Origin of the sequence: Streptomyces sp. NPDC127098 (assembly GCF_042722465.1) — a bacterium.
Classification (GTDB): Bacteria; Actinomycetota; Actinomycetes; order Streptomycetales; family Streptomycetaceae; genus Streptomyces; species Streptomyces millisiae.
This window is the reverse complement of record NZ_JBHXFJ010000019.1, coordinates 1-19,696: the sequence shown is the minus strand read 5'-3', so window position 1 is coordinate 19,696 and position 19,696 is coordinate 1. Positions and strand designations below refer to the sequence as shown.

Here is a 19,696-nt window from a genome sequence, read left to right as displayed (position 1 = left end):
TCGGCGAGGGCGTCGCCAAGCGGCGTCCTGCGGTACAGCACCACGCGTCCCGCGCGGCGCGCCGTCAGCAGGCCGAGTTCGCGCAGCGCCGTCAGGTGTTCCGAGACCGTGCCGGGGGCGAGGCCGAGGCGGCGGGCCAGCGTCGTGGTGGACGCCGGCTCGGCCAGCGCCAGCAGCAGCCGTGCCTTGGCGCGCCCCACGACGGCCGCGAGGCGGTGCTCGCCGGCCGGCTCAGCCGCGCGGGCCCTGGGCCACAGACCACCGACGCCGCGCGCCGGGTAGACGAGCGCCGGCTGCCAGGGCGGCGCCACGATCGCCCCGATCCGGGGCCAGGAGAAGGTGCTCGGCACCAGCAGCAGGCCGCGCTCGTCGAGGTCGGCCCGCATCCGGGTCGGTTTCCCGACCACCAGCGCGTCGCCGGCCAGCCGCACCCGCTCGTGGAGGTCGGTGACGGCCGCGGCCAGGCCGCCCCTGGCCAGCTCGCGCGAGCGGAACTCGATGTCGGCGGCCAGCACCTCCCGGATCCGCTCCCAGTGCGGGGCCACCAGACGCGTCCAGGCCAACTCCATCTGGTCCGCGAGCAGGTCGCGCGCGACCACCGGGTCCTTCGGCAGCCCGGCCAGGTCGGCGTCGACCATGGCCAACTCGGCGGCCACCTGCTCCGGCGGCGTCGCGCGGATCGCCGCCAGCTGCGCCTCCGCCGTGGTCTCTGGCCCCTCGGGCGGCGGGCCGAGGAAGTCGGTGACGTACGTCGCCCCGCTCAGCGCCCGGCCCAGCTCGGCGATCGGCAGCTCCCGGGCGACGGCCGCGGCGCGCGCCAACCAGCCCTCGTAGACCGGGTGTCGGCGTACCCCGAGCGCCACCTGGACCGCCGACATCACCTCGTCGAGCGGGGAGACGGCGAAGCGGACCCGCCGCGCGGCGGCCGGCGTCAACACCAGCTCGATCACCCGGACCGCCCCCCTTCACGGTCGGATTCGGGCAGGACCGAATCATTATCGCGCCGCCCGCCGGCCGGCGGACCGTACGCGCATGACCACCACCGCACCCCCCATGAGCGCTCTGCTGCGCAACCGCGCCTACTGGCACTGGTCCGCCGGCGCGCAGTGCGGCCGGCTGCCGCAGGCCATGGCGCCGCTCGCGTTCACCACCCTCACCCTGGCCACCACCGGCTCCTACCGGCTCGGCGCCGTGATGATGTCCGTGTTCGTGGTGGCGCAGACCCTGGGCGCGGTTCCCGCCGGGCGGCTGCTCGACCGGGTCGGGGCCGGCCGCGGCGTGGTCGTGCTGGCCGGTGGCGCCGCGCTCGGCCTGGCCTGCCTGGCCGGCGCCGCGGCCGCCGGCGCCCCGCCCGCGGCCCTGCTGGCGCTGGTCGTGCCGCCCGGTGTCCTCGCCGGTGGCCTGTCCGGCGGCCTGCGCTCCCTCCTCGCCTGCACCGTCGACGACGCCACCCTGCCCAGGGCCGTCGCCGTCGACGAGATGATGGTGGACACGACGCTGATCGCGGCGTCGCTGCTGGTCGCCGGCCTGGCCGCGCTCGACGGACGCGCCCCGGTGCTCGCGATGGCCGTCGCCTCCGCCTGCTGCGCCGCGCTGCTTGCCGCCCTGCCGCGCCGTGCCCCGGCGGCCGTGGCCGCCCCCGGGGTCGGGGCGGCCGCGGGTGAGCCGCTGCCGCTGCGGGCCGCCGCCCGCTGGTACGCCAGCCAGTTCGCCATCGGCCACGTGCTGTCCGCCGTCGAGGTGGCGCCGCTCGGCTACGCGCAGCGCGTGGGCGCCGGCGCCACCGGCGCCGCCGTGCTGCTCACGGTGCTGTCCGCGACGAGCGTCGTGGGCGGCGCGCTGTTCGCCTGGCGCGGTCGCCCGACCACCGCCACGGCCGCCGCGTTCCTGGCCTGCTTCGCCGCGGGCTCGCTGCTGCTGGTCCGCCCGCTCGGCTGGGCCGCCCTGCTGCTGGCGGTCACGGCGATCGGCGCCGTCACGGGCCCGCTGATCACGGTGGCCTCGGTCCGGCTCCAGGAACTGCTGCCGCCGGGCCGCCGCGCCGAGGGGTTCGCCATCGGTTTCGTGGTGCAGGGCACCGCCTTCGGCCTGGGCTCGCTCGCGGTCGGCCTGCTGCCGCTGCGCTGCGCTCCGCTGCTGGCCACCGTCACCGCCGTGGCCGTCGGTGGTTGGCACCTCCTGGCCGGCCGGTCCGGCGGGGGTCGCTGACGCCGGAGGCGATTCGCCGCGGCCGGCTCACGCCGGAGGCGGTTCCGCCCGGAGGCCGGCGTCCCTGGCGAGCAGCGCCGCCTGCACCCGGTTGCTGACGCCGAGGCCGATCAGGATCCGGCTCACGTGGGCCTTGACCGTGCTCTCCCGCATCCCGAGGCGGGACGCGATGTCCGCGTTGGTCGCGCCGTCCGCCAGCAGCGAGAGGACCTCGCGTTCGCGCGGCGTCAGCCGTTCGATCCGCGCCTGGGCCGCCGTCGCCTGCGGCCGCGCCGTGTGGTGGTAGCGGTCGATCAGCCGCCGCGCCGCCGCCGGGTGCAGCATCGCGGAGCCGGCCGCCACCAGGTGCACGGCCCGCAGGATGTCCGCCGGGTCGCTGTCCTTCAGCAGGAAGCCGTCGGCGCCGGCGGCCAGCGCGTTGTACACGTACTCGTCCAGGTCGAACGTCGTCAGCGTGATGACGCGTGGCGGGTGCGGGAGCGCGCGCAGCCGGGCCGTCGCCGTGATGCCGTCCATGCGCGGCATGCGCACGTCCACCAGCGCCACGTCGACGCGGTGCGCCGTGGCCTGCTCCACGGCCTGGAGCCCGTCCGCCGCCTGCGCCACCAGCGTCACGCCCGGGTCGGCCTCCAGCAGGTCGGCCAGGCCGAGGCGGACGAGGGCGTCGTCGTCGACGATCATGGTGCGGATCACGGGCGCCCACCGTTCGACCCGTGGCCGGTCTCGGTGGCCCGCGCCGGGGCCAACCGGCAGCGGAGCGACGGGTGTTCCTCGGCCGTCGCCGGCGGCTGCACCGGGATGTCGGCCGCGACCCGCCAGGCGCCGCCGCCCACCGGGCCCGCGTCCAGCGCGCCGCCCAGCGCCCGCACCCGCTCCCGCAGACCCACCAGGCCGTACCCCGACGGCACGGCCGCCGCGGCGGCGCCGCCGGCCGGGGCCGCGTTGGTGACCTCGGCGCGGGTGGCCGCCGCGCCGTACCGCACCAGCACCCGGACCGCGGCGCGCGGCGCGTGCTTCCTGGCGTTGGTCACCGCCTCCTGCACCAGCCGGTAGACGGCGAGCCGGTGCGCGGCCGGCGCCTCGTCGGCCCGCCCGTCGATGCGCGCCTCGATCTCCTGTCCGGCCTCGCGGGCCTCGCTGATCAGCTCGTCCACCTCGCGCAGCGGCGGCGCCAGCGACCGGTCGCGCTCCTCGTCCCTGGTGCGCAGCGCGCCCAGCACGTCCCGCAGGTCGGCGAGCGCGTCGGTCGACGCGGTGCGCAGCAGCCTGACCCGGTCGGCCACCGGCCCCGGCAGCTGCTCGGCGCGGGTGGCCAGCACCCCGCTGTGCAGGGCGATCAGGCTCAGCCGGTGCGCCAGCACGTCGTGCATCTCGGCGGCGATCGCCGTCCGCTCGGATATCCGAGCCGCGCTCTCCCGCAACTCGCGCTCCCTGTGCAGGTGTTCAACCTGGCCCGCCAGGGCGTCCGCGAGCCGCCGGCTGCTGCCGGCCCAGAGGCCGAGCGCCAGCGCCACGACGAACAGCGCGCACGGACCGTAGGTGCGCGGCGTCCACAGGCTGAGCGAGGGCTGCACCAGCGCGTTGAGGCCGAGCGCCACGCCGCCCGCGGAGAGCGCGAGCCGGATCCGGCCGTGCGAGGTCAGGTGGAACGTGACGAGCAGCAGCGGCAGCATCGTGCCCCAGCCGCCGGCCGCGACCACCGCCACCGCGGCGACCGGCAGCGGCCAGCGGTGCCGCAGCGGCAGCGCGACGGAGGCGGCGAACGACACGGTCATCGACGGGATCGCCGCCCGGCCGCCGCCGGCCGCCACGCTGGCGTCCGACACCGAAACCGTGGCGACGACGGCCACCACCATGGCCTCGACCCACCAGGGCCACTCCGTCGCTCGCCTCATCACCACCCGGCCGATGGTAAGCGCACCCGCACGGCCTCCACCCCCTACTTTCGTAGGGGGCCGGGGTCGCACTTCGACCGATCCGCACGCCGGGCGCGCTTCCTAACGTGTCCCCATGGCGACCACCCCCACCAGCCCGTCCGCCCCGTCGGGCACCGGCGGCACCACCCTGTTCCTCGCCGAGGCCCTGCGCGGCTTCCGCACCACGGGGGCGATAGCGCCCAGCGGCCGGCGGCTGGCCGCCGCCCTGGCCGCCCCGCTGCGCGAGCGCGGCGCGGGCGCCTGGAACGTGCTGGAGGTCGGCGGCGGCACGGGCGCCGTCACCCGCGAGCTGATGCCGCTGCTCGGCGCCGGCAGTAGGCTGGACGTGGTGGAGGCGAACGCCCGATTCGCCGCGCGGCTGCGGGAGTTGACGGCACACGAGGCCGAGCGGGTCCAGGTGCACCACACGTTCGTCGAGGACCTGGACACCGGCCGCAGCTACGACGTGATCGTCTCGGGCCTGCCGTTCACCAACTTCGAGCCCGAGCAGGTGGACGCCATCATGAGCCGTTACCTCGAACTGCTGCACCCCGGCGGTGCCCTGACCTACTTCGCCTACACCGGCACCCGCGCGCTGCGCTCCGCCGTCTCCTCCCGGGCCGAGACCGCCAGGCACCGGGCCGTCGAGAAGGTGCTCGCCGGCTACCAGTCCCGGTACGACGCCGGATACACCAGCGTCTGGGCCAACCTGCCGCCGGCCCGGGTGTGGCGCCTGGTCGCACCCGCGGAGTCCTGAGTGGAGGTCCTGACCGACCTCCTCGGGGACGTGCCGCCGGTGCCGGCCTACCTGCTGCTGGCCGCCATCGTCTTCGCCGAGTCGGTCCTGCTGATCGGCGCGTTCGTCCCGACCCTCACCACCATGCTGACCGCCGGCGCGCTCTCCCGCGCCGACACCCTCAACCTGGCCCTCGTCATCCTGGTCGCGGTCGCCGCGGTGGTCTGCGGCGACGCGCTCGGCCACCGCACGGGGCGCACGCTCGGCGCCCGCCTCTACACCGGCCGCCTCGGCCGCCGCGTCCCCGAGGCGGCCTGGCGCCGCGCCCGCGGCCTGACCGAACGCCGGGGCGGCCAGGCCGTGTTCATCTGCCGCTTCCTGCCGGTGGCCCGTACCGTCGCCCCCTACCTGGCGGGCGCCGGCGGCCTGCCGTACCGGCGGATGGCCCCGCACAGTGCGCTGGCCGCCGTCCTCTGGGCCACGGCCGAGGCGGGCGCCGGCTACCTGGCCGCCGACTCCCTCGACCGCGTCGTCTCCTGGGGCACCCGCGGCGTCCTCCTCCTCACCTCGCTGGTCGCCGTCCTCGCGGCGATCGTCGGCGTGCGCCGCTGGCGCCGCTGCACGCCCCGGCGCCCTGCCGTCCCCTGACCGGCTCCGACCGGCCCTGCCCCGCCGCCCGGCCCGCGTTCGCGTAGGGTCGGCGGATGGCCAGGTACTACGACGTGCACCCGAAGAACCCCCAGCAGCGCACCATCAGCGGCGTGGTCGAGAGCATCCGCTCGGGGGCGCTGGTCGCCTACCCGACGGACTCCTGCTACGCCCTGGGCTGCCAGCTGGGCAACCGGGACGGCATCGGCAGGATCCGGGCGATCCGCGACCTCGACGAGCGGCACCACTTCACCCTCGTCTGCCGTGACTTCGCGCAGCTCGGCCAGCTCGTCCAGATCGACAAGGACGTGTTCCGGGCGATCAAGGCGGCGACGCCGGGCGGCTACACGTTCATCCTCCCGGCGACCAAGGAGGTGCCGCGCCAGCTGCTGCACCCGAAGAAGAAGACGGTCGGCGTGCGCATCCCCGACCACGTCGTCACCCAGGCCCTGCTCGCCGAGCTCGGCGAGCCGCTGCTCTCCAGCACCCTGCTGCTGCCGGGCGAGGAGGAGCCGCTGACCCAGGGCTGGGAGATCAAGGAGCGGCTCGACCACGTGGTCGACGCCGTCCTCGACTCCGGCGACTGCGGCACCGAGCCGACCACGGTCGTCGACTTCTCCGGGGACGAGCCGGAGATCGTGCGGCGCGGCACGGGCGACCCCGAGCGCTTCGAGTAGGGCTCAGTCGCGCGGTTGCTCAGTCGCTCAGTCGCTCAGCCGAAGACGCCGGGGCCGCGCAGCGTCGCCTCCGCGCCGCTGTCCGCGAAGATGACCTGGCCGGTGACGTGGCGGTTCTCCGCGCTGGTCAGCCAGGCCAGGAGGCCGGCGACGGCGGCCGGCTCGGCCGCGCCGTTGAGCGGCGACGGGACCTGCTGGAACAGGGCGTCGCGGCGCTCGGGGGTGGCCAGCAGCTCGGCGGTCATGGGCGTGCGGATGACGCCGGGCGCGACGGCGTTGAGCGGGATGCCGGCGCCGGCCCACTCCGGGGTCACGGACCGCTCCCGTACCCACTCGGCCAGGGCGCGCTTGCTGGTCGGGTAGACCCGCGCCCCCTGGCCCCGGTCGGCGAGCGCGTCGGCCGCCGCGACGGCCCCCGGCTCGTCCTCAGCGCGGAGCGCCGCCAGCAGCGGCTCGTCGGCGGGCATCAGCGTGGCGAAGGAGGCCACCGCGACCGCCGCGGGCGCGGACGACCCGGCCAGCAGCGGGCGCAGCTCGCGCAGGGTGGCGACGGCGCCGAAGTAGTTGACCCGGGCGGTCAGGGAACCGGGCAGGTTGACGCCGGCGACGGCATGCACCGCGTCCAGCCCGTCCGGGGCCAGCGCCGCGACGTCGGCGCGCAGGCCGGCGCGGTGCTCCGGGTCCGACAGGTCGCGGACGAGGTCGGCGTCGTGGATGTCGACGCCGATGACGCGGTCGCCCCGGGACTCCAGGAGCTCGCGGGTCGCCCGCCCGATCCCGGACGCGCTTCCGGTGACGAGGTGCGTTCTGCCGGCCACGTGATCACTCCCTCGGGTCGTCGTCGTCCGTCTGCCAGGTTATGCCCAACCGGCGTGATCCGACCGGTGGTTGATCGCCGGTCGGCGTGGTCGACTGGGTTCGTGGGAGCTGTCTGGACGAGCGTCGTGGCCGTGGCCGGCACGCTGTTGGGGTCCGTGGTCACGCACACCTTCCAGCGCCTCGCGGCGCGACGCGGTGAGCTGTTCGCGCGGGCGGAGGCGCTGCGGCAGGAACGCATCGCCACCTACAGCGGGTTCGCCGCCGCGGTGGAGGACTACCGGCACGGCCAGGCCGACCGCTGGTACCGCAGGGCGGAGGACCCTGACGGGGCGGCGTACGTCGCGGCGCGGGACGAGGCGCACCGGCTGCGGACCATGTGCCGGCAGGCGCTGTACCGGGTCCGGCTGCTGACCGACGACCAGGAGGTCGTCCGCGCGGCGGAGCTCGCCTACCACCGCACCCGGGAGGTGTCGTACGCGGGCGAGCAGGCGGAGCGTGACGCGCGGGACGCCGCGGCCCGGGAGGCGATCGAGGCGTTCGTGGCCAGGGCCGCGCCGCTGGTGCGCTGAGGCTGGTCGGTCGTTCATGGTCGGTTGCGGGCCAGTGCGCGGTAGTGGGCGGCGATTCCCGTCGTCCCTGGCGCGATGTCGGAACGGAGGACCAGGTCGTCGTCGTAGTCGCCTCCCCTCTCGTGGCGGAAGGGGAGCGGTCGGTCCGAGTCCAGGCCCAGCACGCGTTCGCGGAGTGCGTCGGCGCACGCCGTGAAGTCGGTCTCGGTGAACCGGTCGGCTCCGTAGACGACGAAGGGCGGTAGCGCGGCCATGCCGGTGTACCAGAACGTGCCGTGGTGCAGCGGGAAGAGGATGTCGTTCACGTGGCCGTGGATGCCGCGCGGGCCGAAACTCGTCCGGCGGGCGCCGACCGAGGTGATGACCATGGCGCGCTTCCCGGCGAGTCCGCCGTCGCCGTAGCGTCGGGTCCTGCCGTGCTCGTCCTCGACACCGAACGCGAAACCCTGGACGAGGACCCGGTCGAGCCAGCCCTTCAGGATGGCGGGCGGGCCGAACCACCACAGGGGGAAGTGGAAGACCAGGGTGTCCGCCCAGGCGATCTTCTCGTGCTCGGCACGGATGTCCGCGCTGAGCCCACCCATCCGGTAGGCCCTTTCCTGGGCGTCTCCGATCGCCGACGGCCCGGCGTCCACCGCCGGGAAGTCCGCCTGGTCGACCGTCGCCTTCCAGCTCATGGCGTAGAGATCCGACTCCACGACCTCGTGGTGGTGTTCCCGCAGTGCGCGGATTCCCTCCCTCCGCAGCGAACCGTTCAGCGACGCCGGTTTCGGATGGGCGAGTATCCAGAGCAGCTTCATGGCTTCGATCCTCCGCTGGTGGGGCGCCCCGGAACGAGTGGCCTGATCGCCACGATATGGAAGGATCTGGCCATGAGTGCCTTCACGCAACGGGTCGGCGACGAGGATCGCCACCGGGTCGCGGTGCTGGTCCGCCCCGGTGTCATGCCGATGGAGCTCGGTCTGGTGCACCAGCTCTTCGGCTACGCCCGGTCCGCCACGGGCGAGCCGTTGTACGAGCTGGTGACCTGCGCGCCGGCGCCCGGGCCCGTCCGGACGGACGCCGATTTCCCGATCCACGTGGCGCACGGTCCGGACGCGCTGGCCGAAGCCGACACCGTGGTCGTTCCGGCCACGCACGCGCCCGACGAGACGAACGGACGGCTGGCGGAACCGGTCGCCGAGGCACTGTCGCGCATCCGTCCCGGCGCCCGTGTCGCGTCCGTCTGCACGGGCGCGTTCGTCCTGGCGGCCGCCGGTCTGCTGGACGGCCGCCGGGCGACGACCCACTGGAAGTCCGTGCCCGAGTTCCGGGTCCACTTCCCCGACGTCGACCTGGATCCCGACGTGCTCTACGTGGACGAGGGCGACGTACTGACGTCGGCGGGAGAGGCAGCAGGCATCGATCTCTGCCTCCACATGATCCGGCGCGACCACGGCACGGCGGTCGCCAACGCGGTGGCCCGCACCACGGTCGTCCCCCCGTACCGGGACGGCGGGCAGGCACAGTTCATCCCACGGCCCATCCCGCCCGAGCGGCGTTCCTCCACCGCACGGGCACGCGCCTGGGCCCTGCGCCATCTGGGCCGCCCGCTCACGCTGCGCGAGCTGGCAAGCCAGGAGTCCATGAGCGTACGGACGTTCAGCCGACGGTTCCGCGAGGAGACCGGGCAGACGCCCGTGCAGTGGCTGACCCGGCAGCGGATCGAGCACGCGCGGCAGTTGTTGGAGGAGACGGAGCTGAGCGTCGACCGGATCGCGGCCGACACCGGGTTCGGCACGGCCGCCTCACTGCGGCAGCACATGCGTGCCCTCATCGGCGTCTCGCCGCGCGCCTACCGCCGCACGTTCCGAGGGTAGGACGCCGGGCGTCCGCTTTCTGGCGGCTGTCGGGCTCAGCCGTTGGACCAGGTGCGGGTGGAGAGGACCAGCAGGTAGCCGTCGGGGTCCTGGACGGTGACGCCCCAGGTGTCCCAGTACGGGTTGTGCGCGGGGACGCGGCGGCCGCCGTGTTCTTCGAGGCGGGCGACGAGTGAGTCCGGCACCGGCTCGCCGAGGTAGATCACCAGCAGGTCCTCGGGGGTGGGGCGCGGCTCCACGGGCGCGGCCGGGTCGTGGACCAGCTCCAGGTGCCAGGTGGCGTCGCGCCAGCCGAGCATCAGCAGGGAGTGCTCGCCCGGAGTGGTGCCGTCCGTGGTGTGTCGGTAGAGGACGTCGAGGCCGAGCCCGCCGACCCAGAACCGCTCGGCGGCGGCGAGGGCACGGGACGGGCGGGCGACGCGCACGGGGGCGGCGGCGTTCAGCGGCATGGCGGGGCGACCTCTCGACGGGGCGGGCGTCCAGAGCCTAGGAGGCGCCACCCCCCGTCGGCATCGGGCGCCGGGCGTAGGTCCTACGATCGGCGGATCACGGTCGAAAGGGTGAGGGCTCGTGGAACGCCTGGGTGAGATCGGTGAGCGGCTGGCCGGGGTCGAGGGGGTGGTGGCCGTCGCGCTCGGCGGCAGCCGGGCCCGGGGGGCGCACCGGCCGGACTCGGACTACGACCTGGGGCTCTACTACCGGTCGCCGTTGGACACCGCCGCGCTGCGGGCGCTCGCGGCCGAACTGACCGGCGGTCCGGTGGAGGTGACGGAGCCCGGCGGCTGGGGGCCGTGGGTGGACGGCGGGGCGTGGCTGACCGTGGACGGGCACCGGGTCGACTGGATCTACCGGGACCTGGACCGGGTGCGGCGGGTGTGGGACGAGTGCCGGGCCGGGCGGTTCGAGGTGGGCGCGCAGGCCGGCCACCCACTCGGCGTGTACTCGCACGCCTACGCGGGCGAGGTGGCGTCGGCGCGGGTGCTGGCCGACCCGACGGGCGAACTCACCGCGCTCCGTGCGGAGATGGCGGAGTACCCGGCGGCGCTGCGCGACGCGCTGATCGGGAACGCCCGGTGGGAGGTGCCGTTCATCCTCGCCCAGGCCCGTAAGGGCGCGGCACGCGGCGACGGCTTCTACGTCGCGGGCTGCCTCTTCCGGGCGGTGGGGCTGCTGACGCACGCCCTGCACGCGCACGCCGGGCAGTGGCTGCTCAACGAGAAGGGCGCGGTCGACGCGGCGGCCGCGCTGCCGGCCGCGCCACCGGACTTCGCGGCCCGCGCCCACGCGCTGTTCACCGGCGCCGCGACGCTGGACGACGGTGAACGGCTGGCCGCGGAGGTGGCGGAGCGGATCGGCTAGACCGCGGCCCACCCCCACAGGGCCAGTCCGGCCACGGCACGGCGGAGGAGGCGCTGGAGATCGTGCGGGCCCGTGTCGGGCGGCTGACCGGCGCGGCGGTCAGTAGACGATCGACACGACGCGGCAGGCGGCCTCGGCGAGGCGGCGGTCGCCGGACACGCGGGCGCGGGACAGGGCCGTGGCCGGCTCGATGATCCGGACGCAGAGCCGCCAGGCCGTCTCCGCGTCCAGCAGGACGGTCGCGGCCGGGTCCTGGGACGGCGGCTCGGCGAGCGACCAGCCCTCCCGCCGCCGGGTCGCGGTCCACGTCGAGCCGGCCGGCCCGGTGACGGACAGCCGCAGCTGGGTGCCGGGCGGCGCCTGCACGGCGCGCAGGGTGTGCGGGAGGGCGCGCAGGAAGGTGTCGAGGACCACCGAGAGCGGCCGGACCGCCGGGTCCGTGGGGAGGCCGACGGCGTGCCGGATCTGCTGGCGGTGGGCCCAGTACTCGGTGAACTCGCGGGCCGTGTCCAGCCAGCCGGGCGCCGGGTCGACGCCCGCCCAGGAGACGCCCAGGGCCGGGGCGAACGGGTCCCTGGTCTCGAAGAGACGGGCCACCTCGGGTCCCGCCCGGTCCAGGGCGGCGACCAGCGCCGCGGTCCTGGTCCGCCGATGGGCCTCGACCCACTCCTGGTTGACCCGGTGGATGAACGGCTCAAGCGACTCGCCGGGCCGCGGCGCCAGGCCGGTGCGACGCCCGGGGAGCCGGCCGAGACAGTCGCCCAGGACGTGTGCGGCCAGGTCGTGAACGGTCCAGCCGGGCACGGCCTCCCGGGTCCAGTCCGCCGGCCCCAGCTCACGCAGCGTCGACATCAACGCGGCGTGCTCGGGACGGAACAGCGGACGCGCGTCGATCGGCGAGCCGAGCCAGGCATGCTCCATGGACCGAGCGTGCCAGCATGTCCCGGCGCCGGCCAGCGATTTGACCGGCGCCGGCGCTACCAGCTCGCCCGCGAAGCGAGGCCGCGCCGCACGGCGGCCACCGTGTCGCCCGGCTCGGTGTTGAAGCAGATGGCGGCCCCCGGGGCGAGCCGGTGCACCAGGTTGATCACCCGCTCGAAGAGCGGCAGGTGCTCGGGCACCACCCGCACCCCTGCGCCGATCACCACGCAGTCGAACTCGCCCCCCGTGAGGGCCCGGGTCAGCACCTGGTCCGCCGTCTCGCCGAGGTCGATCACGCAGCGGGTCACCTCGTGGCCCTCGCGGGCCAGCTCGGCCCGGACCGCCGCGCCGGTGGTGCGCACCAGCGCGGCGTCCAGCCGCGGGATCGCCGTGAAGTCGACCAGGTCGGGGTCGACGCCGATGGTCAGCACGTGCATGGCACCCGACGCTACGGGTTCAACCTCGCTTGAGGTCAACTCCCGGCCGTCAGACGCCGATCGGATGCCAGACGGTCTTGGTCTCCAGGAACGCCGTCAGCCGGCCCGTGCCCGGGTCGGCCGTGAAGTCCTCGGCGGCGCGCGGGCGGTGCACCCGCTTCAGGGTCTCGGCCGCCGCCGCCTCCAGGTCCGCGGCGAGGTCGGGCGAGGCGCCGGTGAGGTCCAGGGCGTTGACGTCCTGGTGGGCGGCGAGCGGCGGGCCGAGCTCGGCGGGACGGCCGGTGAGGACGTTGACCGTGCCGGCCGGCAGGTCGGAGGTGGCCAGCACCTCGGCCAGCGTCAACGCCGGCAGCGGCGCCGCCGGATCGGCGACCACCACGGCCGTGTTGCCCGTCGCGATCACCGGGGCGAGCGCCGAGACGAGGCCGAGCAGCGGCGAGCCGACCGGGGCCACCACGGCGACCACGCCCGTCGGCTCGGGCGACGACAGGTTGAGGTAGGGACCGGCCACCGGGTTGGTGGCGCCGGCGACCTGCGCGATCTTGTCGGTCCAGCCCGCGTACCAGACCCAGCGGTCGATCGCCGCGTCGACGGCCGCCCTGGCCTGGGCCTTGGAAAGGCCCTGCGCGTCGGTGAGCTGGAGACGGAACTGGTCGTGCCGGCCCTGGAGCATCTCCGCGATCCGGTACAGGACCTGGCCCCGGTTGTACGCGGTGGCGCCGGACCACTTCGCGAACGCCTTGCGCGCGGCGACCACGGCGTCGCGGGCGTCCTTCCGGGAGGCGAGCGGGGCGTTGGCCAGCCAGCGGCCGTCGGGGCTGGTCACGTCGTAGACCCGTCCGCTTTCCGAGCGGGGGAACGCGCCCCCGATGAACAGTTTGTAGGTCTTGAGGACGCTGAGACGGGGAGAGGGGGTGTCAGACATCGAGGTAGGGCTCCAGTCCGTGTCGGCCTCCCTCGCGGCCGTAGCCGGATTCCTGGTAGCCGCCGAAGGGTGAGGTGGGGTCGAAGCGGTTGAAGGTGTTGGACCAGACGACGCCGGCGCGCAGCCGCTGGGCCATCCACAGGATGCGGGAGCCCTTTTCGGTCCAGACGCCGGCGGAGAGGCCGTAGGGCGTGTTGTTGGCCTTGGCGACGGCCTCGTCGGGGGTGCGGAAGGTCAGCACCGACAGCACGGGGCCGAAGATCTCCTCGCGCGCGATGCGGTGCGCCTGGGTGACGCCGGTGAACAGCGTCGGCGGGAACCAGTAGCCCGTCGACGGCAGTTCGCAGGGCGCGGTCCAGCGGCTGGCGCCCTCCGCGTCCCCGGCGTCGGCCAACTCCCGGATGCGGGCCAGCTGCTCCGGGGAGTTGATGGCGCCGATGTCGGTGTTCTTGTCCAGCGGGTCGCCGAGCCGCAGCGTGCCGACGCGCCGCTTGAGCCGGGCCAGCAGTTCCTCGGCCACCGACTCCTGCACCAGCAGCCGGGAGCCCGCGCAGCACACGTGGCCCTGGTTGAAGAAGATGCCGTTGACCACGCCCTCCACGGCCTGGTCGAGCGGGGCGTCGTCGAAGACGATGTTGGCGGCCTTGCCGCCGAGTTCGAGGCTGAGCCGGCGGCCCGTGCCGGCCAGCGAGCGGGCGATGGCGCGGCCCACCGAGGTCGATCCGGTGAAGGCGACCTTGTCGACGCCCGGGTGCGCGGCGAGCGCCGCGCCCGTCGTGCCGTCGCCGGTGACGATGTTGACGACGCCCTTGGGCAGCCCGGCCTGTTGGCAGATGGCGGCGAAGCGCAGCGCGGTGAGTGGCGTCGTCTCGGCCGGCTTCAGCACCACCGTGTTGCCGGTGGCCAGCGCGGGTGCGATCTTCCACGCCAGCATCAGCAGCGGGAAGTTCCACGGGATGATCTGCCCCGCCACGCCCAGCGGCCGCGGGTTCGGGCCGCTCGTGCCGTTTTGCGGGCTCCGCCCGAGGGCCGCGTAGGCCAACTTGTCGGCCCAGCCGGCGTAGTAGAAGAAGTGCGCGGCGACCAGCGGCAGATCGGTGTCGCGGGTCTCGCGGATCGGCTTGCCGTTGTCCAACGTCTCCAGCACCGCCAGCTCGCGGGCCCGCTCCTGCACCAACCTGGCGATCCGGAACAGGTACTTGGCGCGCTCGGCGCCCGGCAGCGCCGACCAGGCGGGGAACGCGGCGCGGGCCGCGGCCACCGCCGCGTCCACGTCGGCCTCGCCGCCGAGCGCCACCTCGGACAGCACCTCCTCGGTGGCGGGTGAGACCGTCTTGAACGTACGGCCGTCCGCCGCCTCGCGGAACCCGCCGTCCACGAACAGGCCGTAGGACGGGGCGATCTCGGCCGTCGCCCGGGACTCGGGCGCGGGTGCGTACTCGAATTTCATGTGCGGCCTCGTCCTAGTCCACGGTCACGTAGTCGGGCCCGGAGTACGCCCCGGTGCGCAGTTTCTGACGCTGCATCAGCAGGTCGTTGAGCAGGCTGGAGGCGCCGAAGCGGAACCAGGCCGGGGCCAGCCAGTCGTCGCCCGCCGTCTCGTTGACCAGCACCAGGTAGCGCAGCGCGTCCTTCGCGGTGCGGATGCCGCCGGCCGGCTTCACGCCCACCTGGCGGCCGGTCGCCTCCCGGAAGTCGCGCACCGCCTCCAGCATCAGCAGGGTGTTGGCCGGGGTGGCGTTGACCCCCACCTTGCCGGTCGAGGTCTTGATGAAGTGGGCCCCGGCCAGCATCGCCAGCCACGAGGCGCGGCGGATGTTGTCGTACGTGGCGAGCTCGCCGTTCTCCAGGATCACCTTGAGGTGGGCCGCGCCGCAGGCCTCGCGCACCGCCCTGATCTCCTCGAAGACCTCCAGGTAGCGGCCGGAGAGGAAGGCGCCCCGGTCGATCACCATGTCGATCTCGGTGGCACCGGCCGCGACCGCCTCCGCCGTGTCGGCCAGCTTCACCGAGCGGGCCGCCCGCCCGGCGGGGAAGGCCGTGGCCACCGAGGCGACCTGGACGCCGGTGCCGCGCAGCGCCTCGACGGCGACCCCGGCCAGGTCGGAGTAGACGCAGATCGCGGCGACGGACGGCACGGTGCGGTCGGTCGGGTCGGGGCTGACGCCCTTGGCGCACAGCGACCGCACCTTCCCCGGGGTGTCCGCGCCCTCCAGGGTGGTCAGGTCGATCATGGAGATGGCGAGGTCGATGGCGAAGGCCTTGGCCGTGGTCTTGATCGAGCGGGTGGCCAGGGCCGCCGCGCGGCCCTCGAGGCCGACCGCGTCGACGCCCGGCAGGCCGTGCAGGAAGCGGCGCAGCGCGGCGTCCGTGGCGGTCACGTCCGCCACGTCGGCCGGGGCCAGCGCAGGTGCTGGAGATGGCATGCTCACCAGATCAGCATATCTACGCGCGTAGTGACCTGTCACTGGGGTGGCCCACGCCCGGTCCGGCAGAATCGGATGCATGAGTGAGTCCCAGACCTACGCCGACCGCGTCTACCGGTCGCCCGCCGCCATGGCGGCAGGGGCGCTGCTGCTCGGCCTGGCCGGCTGGCTGGGCGGCGACGCCATCCTGCGCGGCGACGGCCGCACCCCGCTGACGGCCGCGGCCACGCTGCTGTTCTTCGCCCCGCTGGTGATCGCCTTCACCTTCCGGCCCGCCGTCTTCGCCTCCGACGAGCGGCTGCGGGTGCGCAACCCCTTCCGCACCATCACCACCCCCTGGGCCGCCGTCGAGAAGGTCGAGGCCAGGTACTCCACGGAGTTCGTGGCCGCCGGCGCCCGCTACCAGATGTGGGCCATCCCCGTCTCGCTGCGGGCCCGCTCCAAGGCCACCCGACACAACGAGGACGTGGCCGCCGGCCGCGCCCCGCGCAGCGGCCCCTTCGGCCTCGGCAGTCTCGGCAACAACTCGGCCGCCGCCGGCCCCGCCGACCACCTCCCGCGCACCGCCCCCAGCGACGCGGCGGTCGCCGAACTCCGCGAACTCGCCGAACGCCACGCCGACCGCGAAGCGCCGGAAGGCGCCGTCGCGGTCCGCTGGAGCTACGAGATCCTGGCCCCCCTCGCCATCGGCGCGATCACCCTGCTGGTCCTCTGGCTCCTCTGACGGGTCGCCGCGCTCGCGCTGCGCTGGCTTCGGCAGTGGGCCTGGGCCGCGGCTGCGCCGCGCTGGCCCGGGCCGGTGCGGCGCGGGCCAGCGGCCCGCGGCCCCCGGTGGTCGGTGCGGGCCTTCGACAGGGCCCGGGCGGCCCGTGGCCGGGGCACGCCCGTGCGCCGTGGGCGCTGTGCCGGCGCCCGGCGTCCAACGGCACGGTCCCGCCCCTGTCGGACGCCGCCACGGTGGCCCGGGGCGGGGTGGTGGGAACAGGCCCTGGCGCCCGGTGGGCGCGGCGCTGGTCTGGTCCGCGGTCGTGCCGCGACGGCCCCGGCGCGGCCTGCGCCGGGCGCTGGGCCGGCCTGGGTCGTGCAGCCAGCGGCAGGACGACTGACGCGCCCGAGGGCGGCCGGCCGTCGACGGGCTTCGCGCGGCTCTGGCCAGGGCCACGGGCGTCGCGCCCTTCCGGCGCGGTGCCGGTCGTCGCGGAACGTCCGGCGTCCAACGGCACGGTCCCGCCCCTGTCGGACGCCGCCACTGGCGGCCCTGGCGGCCGGTGGCCGGGGCCACGCTCCCTGCGCCCGGCGGGCGGTGCGCGGTTCGTGCCGCCAGCGGCAGGAGGCCTGGCGCGGCCGAGGGCTCGGCCCCATGGCCGGTCGGCCGCCGGCCCGTACGTGGCAGGGCCCGGGCGGCGCGCGGCCCGGGGCCGGGGCCGGCTGGCCGTCGGCAGACGCACCGCACGGTTCCTCGCGCCCGTACGGGCGCGTCGCGCTTGGCCGTCAGACGCCGGCGGCCGTCGAGAGGTCGTGGCGGATCGCGGTCAGCGCCTCCGCCGCCCTCGTCCGGGCCGTGGGGAGCATGGCGCGGTCGGCGACCGGGACCACCACCTCCAGGTAGCACTTCAGCTTCGGCTCGGTCCCCGAGGGGCGGACGATCACCCGGGCCGAGGCCACGTCCCCCGTGCCCGCCAGGGCGTACCGCAGGCCGTCGGTCGGCGGCAGCTCCGCCGAGCCGGACCGCAGGTCCTCCGCGCCGGTCACCGGCAGATCGCCAAGCGTCGTCGGCGGGGTGGCGCGCAGCCGGTCCAGCGCCTCCGCGATCAGCCCCAGGTCGGCGACCCGCACCGACAGCTGGTCCGTGGCGTGCAGCCCGTGTTCCAGCGCGATGTCGTCGAGCAGGTCGGTCAGCGTGCGGCCGCCGTCCGCCTTCAGCTCGGCGGCCAGCTCGGCGATCAGCAGCGCCGCGGTGATGCCGTCCTTGTCCCGCACCCCACCCGGGTCCACGCAGTAGCCGAGCGCCTCCTCGTACCCGAAGGCCAGCCCCGGCACCCGGCCGAGCCACTTGAAGCCGGTCAGCGTCTCCCGGTACGGCAGCCCGGCGGCGGCCGCGATCCGGCCGACCAGTGAGGCCGAGACGATGGACGCCGCGAACGTGCCCCGCACCCCGCGCCGCACCAGGTGGGTGGCGAGCAGCGCGCCCACCTCGTCGCCGCGCAGCATCCGCCAGCTGCCCTCGCCCTGCGAGCAGTCCGGCACGCCGGCCGCGCAGCGGTCCGCGTCCGGGTCGTTGGCCAGCACCAGGTCGGGACCGACCGCGCGGGCCCGCGTGAACGCCAGGTCCATCGCGCCAGGCTCCTCCGGGTTGGGGAACGCCACCGTTGGGAACTCCGGGTCGGGATCCGCCTGCTCGGCCACCCCGGCCGGGGCCGGGAAGCCGGCGCGGGCGAACGCGTCGACCAGCGTCGCCTGCCCGACGCCGTGCATCGGCGTGTAGACGACCGACACCTCGCGCGCCCCGCCGGGCGCCAGCGCCGCGCCGGTGCGGGCGAGATACGCCTCGACGACCTCCTCGCCGAGCACCTCCCAGCCGGACTCGGGGCGTGCCACGCCGGCCAGCGGGCCGACCGCGGCGATCTCGGACGCGATGTCGGCGTCGGCCGGCGGCACGATCTGGCTGCCGTCCCCGAGGTAGACCTTGTAGCCGTTGTCCCGCGGCGGGTTGTGGCTGGCGGTGACGACGACGCCGGCGACGGCGCCGAGGTGGCGGATCGCGAAGGCGACCACCGGCGTCGGCAACGGCCTCGGCAGTAGCGCCGCCCGCAGCCCGGCGCCGGTCAGCACGGCGGCGGTGTCGCGGGCGAAGTCGGCGCTCCGGTGGCGGGCGTCGTAGCCGATGACGACGAGCCCGGGCGCGGTCCGGTTCAGGTAGGCGGCGAGCCCGGCGGCGGCCCTGATGACCACGGCCCGGTTCATCCGCATCGGCCCGGCGCCCATCTCGCCGCGCAGCCCGGCCGTGCCGAACTGCAGGGTGCCGGCGAAGCGCTCCGCGAGCGCCGCCGTGTCGCCCGCGTCCAGCAGGGCGGCCAGCTCGGCACGGGTCTCCGGGTCCGGATCCTCGGCCAGCCAGGCGCGCGCGGCCCGCTCGACGTCCGCCGGCCCGACGCCCGCCATCAGATCCGCCCCAGCAGCCGGGCGAGCAGGGCCCCCATCCGGGCGGCCGAGTCCCGGCCGGCCTGGAGGACCTCCTCGTGGTTCAGCGGCTCGCCGGTGATCCCGGCGGCGAGGTTGGTGACCAGCGAGATCCCCAGCACCTCGGCGCCGGCCTCGCGGGCCGCGATGGCCTCCAGCACGGTGGACATGCCGACCAGGTCCCCCCCTATCGCCCGCACCATGCGGATCTCGGCCGGCGTCTCGTAGTGCGGCCCGGGGAACTGCACGTACACGCCCTCCTCCAGGGAGGGGTCGATCTCCCGGCAGAGCGCGCGCAGCCGCGGCGAGTACAGGTCGGTGAGGTCGACGAAGTTGGCGCCGACGATGGGCGAGGTGGCGGTGAGATTGATGTGATCGCTGATGAGGACGGGCTGCCCGACGCTCATGTCGCCGCGCACGCCGCCGCAGCCGTTGGTCAACACCACCGTCTTGCAGCCGGCGGCCACGGCGGTGCGGACGCCGTGCACGACGGCCGCGACGCCGCGGCCCTCGTAGTAGTGGGTGCGGCCGAGGAAGACGAGCGCACGCTTGCCGCCGACGCGATACGAACGGACCCTGCCCGCGTGACCCTCGACCGCCGGCGGCGGAAACCCGGGCAGCTCGGTGACGTCCAACTCCGCCTCCGGCAGGCCGAGCTGGTCCGCGGCGGGCAGCCAGCCGGACCCCATGACCAGCGCCACGTCATGGCCGGCCACCCCGGTCAACTCCCGCAGCCGCGCCGCGGCGGCGTTGACCGTGTCGTCAATCTCAGATGCGTTCACGTAGCGAGCCTAGCCGGTACGCGCCTACGCGCGTAGAGGGGTCCGATGACCGGACCGGACCGGATCGGGTGTGCCCGCGGGATCGGGCGTGCCTGCGGGATCGGGCGTGGCCGCCCTACCCGGCCCGGCCACGGTGACGGGCGCGGCCCGGCCGCGGGCGGGGCCCCCGACCGGCACCCCCCCCCGCCCGGCGCCGGGCGGGGCGGGGAAGCGGCGGGGGCGCACTTCGCCGAG

The 19,696-nt window shown here is 75.4% G+C and carries 21 protein-coding genes; 8 read left to right on the top strand and 13 right to left on the bottom strand.

The window, feature by feature from the left end:
* Positions 1–950 (bottom strand): DUF5937 family protein (locus tag ACFWI8_RS14725; RefSeq protein WP_387090427.1); only part of this gene is annotated, 950 nt, incomplete at its 3' end.
* Positions 951–1,032: 82 nt separating this feature from the next.
* Here ACFWI8_RS14725 and ACFWI8_RS14720 point away from each other — a divergent pair.
* Complete coding sequence (locus ACFWI8_RS14720; protein WP_387090425.1) at positions 1,033–2,208, top strand: MFS transporter; 1,176 nt, start codon at positions 1,033–1,035, stop codon at positions 2,206–2,208.
* Between the two features lie 27 nt (positions 2,209–2,235).
* On the opposite strand, the gene ACFWI8_RS14715 is transcribed toward ACFWI8_RS14720, so the two are convergent.
* Together ACFWI8_RS14715 and ACFWI8_RS14710 are read right to left on the bottom strand one after the other, a co-directional pair.
* Positions 2,236–2,901 (bottom strand): response regulator, encoded by a 666-nt coding sequence (locus ACFWI8_RS14715; protein ID WP_387090422.1) that lies wholly within the window; start codon positions 2,899–2,901, stop codon positions 2,236–2,238.
* Positions 2,898–4,103, bottom strand: a complete 1,206-nt coding sequence (locus tag ACFWI8_RS14710) for a sensor histidine kinase (protein WP_387090642.1) — start codon at positions 4,101–4,103, stop codon at positions 2,898–2,900. Before ACFWI8_RS14710 ends, ACFWI8_RS14715 begins: the two co-directional genes overlap by 4 nt.
* A 115-nt stretch (positions 4,104–4,218) precedes the next feature.
* On the opposite strand from ACFWI8_RS14710, the gene ACFWI8_RS14705 reads away from it, so the two are divergent.
* From ACFWI8_RS14705 to ACFWI8_RS14695, 3 genes are read left to right on the top strand one after another with little or no spacing between them, the layout of a single operon-like run.
* Positions 4,219–4,881 (top strand): class I SAM-dependent methyltransferase, encoded by a 663-nt coding sequence (locus ACFWI8_RS14705; protein WP_387090419.1) that lies wholly within the window; start codon positions 4,219–4,221, stop codon positions 4,879–4,881.
* A complete protein-coding gene (locus ACFWI8_RS14700) occupies positions 4,882–5,508 on the top strand; it encodes a DedA family protein (protein WP_387090416.1) in 627 nt (208 codons plus the stop codon).
* 56 nt (positions 5,509–5,564) lie between these two features.
* A complete protein-coding gene (locus ACFWI8_RS14695) occupies positions 5,565–6,185 on the top strand; it encodes an L-threonylcarbamoyladenylate synthase (RefSeq protein ID WP_311598586.1) in 621 nt (206 codons plus the stop codon).
* Between the two features lie 35 nt (positions 6,186–6,220).
* Here ACFWI8_RS14695 and ACFWI8_RS14690 read toward each other — a convergent pair whose 3' ends face one another.
* Positions 6,221–7,003 carry an SDR family oxidoreductase gene (locus ACFWI8_RS14690; RefSeq protein WP_387090413.1) on the bottom strand — a complete coding sequence of 261 codons (783 nt, stop codon included), beginning with the start codon at positions 7,001–7,003 and terminating at the stop codon, positions 6,221–6,223.
* 102 nt (positions 7,004–7,105) lie between these two features.
* On the opposite strand from ACFWI8_RS14690, the gene ACFWI8_RS14685 reads away from it, so the two are divergent.
* Entirely contained in the window at positions 7,106–7,573 is a 468-nt protein-coding gene (locus ACFWI8_RS14685; RefSeq protein ID WP_387090410.1) for a hypothetical protein, read from the top strand.
* A 14-nt stretch (positions 7,574–7,587) separates the two neighbouring features.
* Here ACFWI8_RS14685 and ACFWI8_RS14680 read toward each other — a convergent pair whose 3' ends face one another.
* Positions 7,588–8,373 (bottom strand): NAD(P)H-dependent oxidoreductase, encoded by a 786-nt coding sequence (locus ACFWI8_RS14680; RefSeq protein ID WP_387090407.1) that lies wholly within the window; start codon positions 8,371–8,373, stop codon positions 7,588–7,590.
* 72 nt (positions 8,374–8,445) lie between these two features.
* Here ACFWI8_RS14680 and ACFWI8_RS14675 point away from each other — a divergent pair, with 72 nt between their 5' ends.
* Positions 8,446–9,432, top strand: coding sequence for a GlxA family transcriptional regulator (locus ACFWI8_RS14675; protein ID WP_387090404.1), 987 nt, complete (start codon positions 8,446–8,448; stop codon positions 9,430–9,432).
* Positions 9,433–9,467: 35 nt separating this feature from the next.
* Here ACFWI8_RS14675 and ACFWI8_RS14670 read toward each other — a convergent pair whose 3' ends face one another.
* A complete protein-coding gene (locus ACFWI8_RS14670) occupies positions 9,468–9,881 on the bottom strand; it encodes a VOC family protein (protein WP_387090402.1) in 414 nt (137 codons plus the stop codon).
* A gap of 121 nt (positions 9,882–10,002) precedes the next feature.
* Between ACFWI8_RS14670 and ACFWI8_RS14665 the strand changes: the two genes are divergently transcribed.
* Positions 10,003–10,791 (top strand): nucleotidyltransferase domain-containing protein, encoded by a 789-nt coding sequence (locus ACFWI8_RS14665; RefSeq protein ID WP_387090400.1) that lies wholly within the window; start codon positions 10,003–10,005, stop codon positions 10,789–10,791.
* Positions 10,792–10,890: 99 nt separating this feature from the next.
* Here the strand turns inward: ACFWI8_RS14665 and ACFWI8_RS14660 are convergent, their stop codons facing one another.
* The 5 genes from ACFWI8_RS14660 to deoC are packed head-to-tail and all read right to left on the bottom strand — an operon-like array spanning position 10,891 to position 15,500.
* Entirely contained in the window at positions 10,891–11,712 is an 822-nt protein-coding gene (locus ACFWI8_RS14660; RefSeq protein ID WP_387090397.1) for a maleylpyruvate isomerase family mycothiol-dependent enzyme, read from the bottom strand.
* Between the two features lie 56 nt (positions 11,713–11,768).
* Positions 11,769–12,149 (bottom strand): hypothetical protein, encoded by a 381-nt coding sequence (locus ACFWI8_RS14655; protein ID WP_387090395.1) that lies wholly within the window; start codon positions 12,147–12,149, stop codon positions 11,769–11,771.
* 49 nt (positions 12,150–12,198) lie between these two features.
* Positions 12,199–13,074, bottom strand: a complete 876-nt coding sequence (locus ACFWI8_RS14650; protein ID WP_387090393.1) for an aldehyde dehydrogenase family protein — start codon at positions 13,072–13,074, stop codon at positions 12,199–12,201.
* Entirely contained in the window at positions 13,067–14,524 is a 1,458-nt protein-coding gene (locus ACFWI8_RS14645) for an aldehyde dehydrogenase family protein (RefSeq protein ID WP_387090391.1), read from the bottom strand. Before ACFWI8_RS14645 ends, ACFWI8_RS14650 begins: the two co-directional genes overlap by 8 nt.
* A 13-nt stretch (positions 14,525–14,537) precedes the next feature.
* Positions 14,538–15,500 (bottom strand): deoxyribose-phosphate aldolase, encoded by a 963-nt coding sequence (gene deoC, locus ACFWI8_RS14640; RefSeq protein ID WP_311598731.1) that lies wholly within the window; start codon positions 15,498–15,500, stop codon positions 14,538–14,540.
* Between the two features lie 79 nt (positions 15,501–15,579).
* Between deoC and ACFWI8_RS14635 the strand changes: the two genes are divergently transcribed.
* Entirely contained in the window at positions 15,580–16,224 is a 645-nt protein-coding gene (locus tag ACFWI8_RS14635) for a PH domain-containing protein (RefSeq protein WP_387090389.1), read from the top strand.
* 767 nt (positions 16,225–16,991) lie between these two features.
* On the opposite strand, the gene ACFWI8_RS14630 is transcribed toward ACFWI8_RS14635, so the two are convergent.
* Both ACFWI8_RS14630 and ACFWI8_RS14625 read right to left on the bottom strand, forming a co-directional pair.
* Positions 16,992–18,662: a phospho-sugar mutase gene (locus ACFWI8_RS14630; RefSeq protein WP_387090386.1), complete on the bottom strand. Its 1,671-nt coding sequence runs from the start codon at positions 18,660–18,662 to the stop codon at positions 16,992–16,994.
* Complete coding sequence (locus ACFWI8_RS14625; RefSeq protein ID WP_311598573.1) at positions 18,662–19,462, bottom strand: purine-nucleoside phosphorylase; 801 nt, start codon at positions 19,460–19,462, stop codon at positions 18,662–18,664. Before ACFWI8_RS14625 ends, ACFWI8_RS14630 begins: the two co-directional genes overlap by 1 nt.
* Between the last annotated feature and the right edge of the window lie 234 nt (positions 19,463–19,696).

Coding starts and splice junctions, on each gene's coding strand:
- ACFWI8_RS14720 (WP_387090425.1), top strand. CDS start 1,033: ATGACCACCACCGCACCCCCCATGAGCGCTCTGCTGCGCAACCGCGCC.
- ACFWI8_RS14710 (WP_387090642.1), bottom strand. CDS start 4,103: ATGAGGCGAGCGACGGAGTGGCCCTGGTGGGTCGAGGCCATGGTGGTG.
- ACFWI8_RS14705 (WP_387090419.1), top strand. CDS start 4,219: ATGGCGACCACCCCCACCAGCCCGTCCGCCCCGTCGGGCACCGGCGGC.
- ACFWI8_RS14695 (WP_311598586.1), top strand. CDS start 5,565: ATGGCCAGGTACTACGACGTGCACCCGAAGAACCCCCAGCAGCGCACC.
- ACFWI8_RS14680 (WP_387090407.1), bottom strand. CDS start 8,373: ATGAAGCTGCTCTGGATACTCGCCCATCCGAAACCGGCGTCGCTGAAC.
- ACFWI8_RS14675 (WP_387090404.1), top strand. CDS start 8,446: ATGAGTGCCTTCACGCAACGGGTCGGCGACGAGGATCGCCACCGGGTC.
- ACFWI8_RS14670 (WP_387090402.1), bottom strand. CDS start 9,881: ATGCCGCTGAACGCCGCCGCCCCCGTGCGCGTCGCCCGCCCGTCCCGT.
- ACFWI8_RS14660 (WP_387090397.1), bottom strand. CDS start 11,712: ATGGAGCATGCCTGGCTCGGCTCGCCGATCGACGCGCGTCCGCTGTTC.
- ACFWI8_RS14655 (WP_387090395.1), bottom strand. CDS start 12,149: ATGCACGTGCTGACCATCGGCGTCGACCCCGACCTGGTCGACTTCACG.
- ACFWI8_RS14650 (WP_387090393.1), bottom strand. CDS start 13,074: ATGTCTGACACCCCCTCTCCCCGTCTCAGCGTCCTCAAGACCTACAAA.
- ACFWI8_RS14645 (WP_387090391.1), bottom strand. CDS start 14,524: ATGAAATTCGAGTACGCACCCGCGCCCGAGTCCCGGGCGACGGCCGAG.
- deoC (WP_311598731.1), bottom strand. CDS start 15,500: ATGCCATCTCCAGCACCTGCGCTGGCCCCGGCCGACGTGGCGGACGTG.
- ACFWI8_RS14635 (WP_387090389.1), top strand. CDS start 15,580: ATGAGTGAGTCCCAGACCTACGCCGACCGCGTCTACCGGTCGCCCGCC.
- ACFWI8_RS14630 (WP_387090386.1), bottom strand. CDS start 18,662: ATGGCGGGCGTCGGGCCGGCGGACGTCGAGCGGGCCGCGCGCGCCTGG.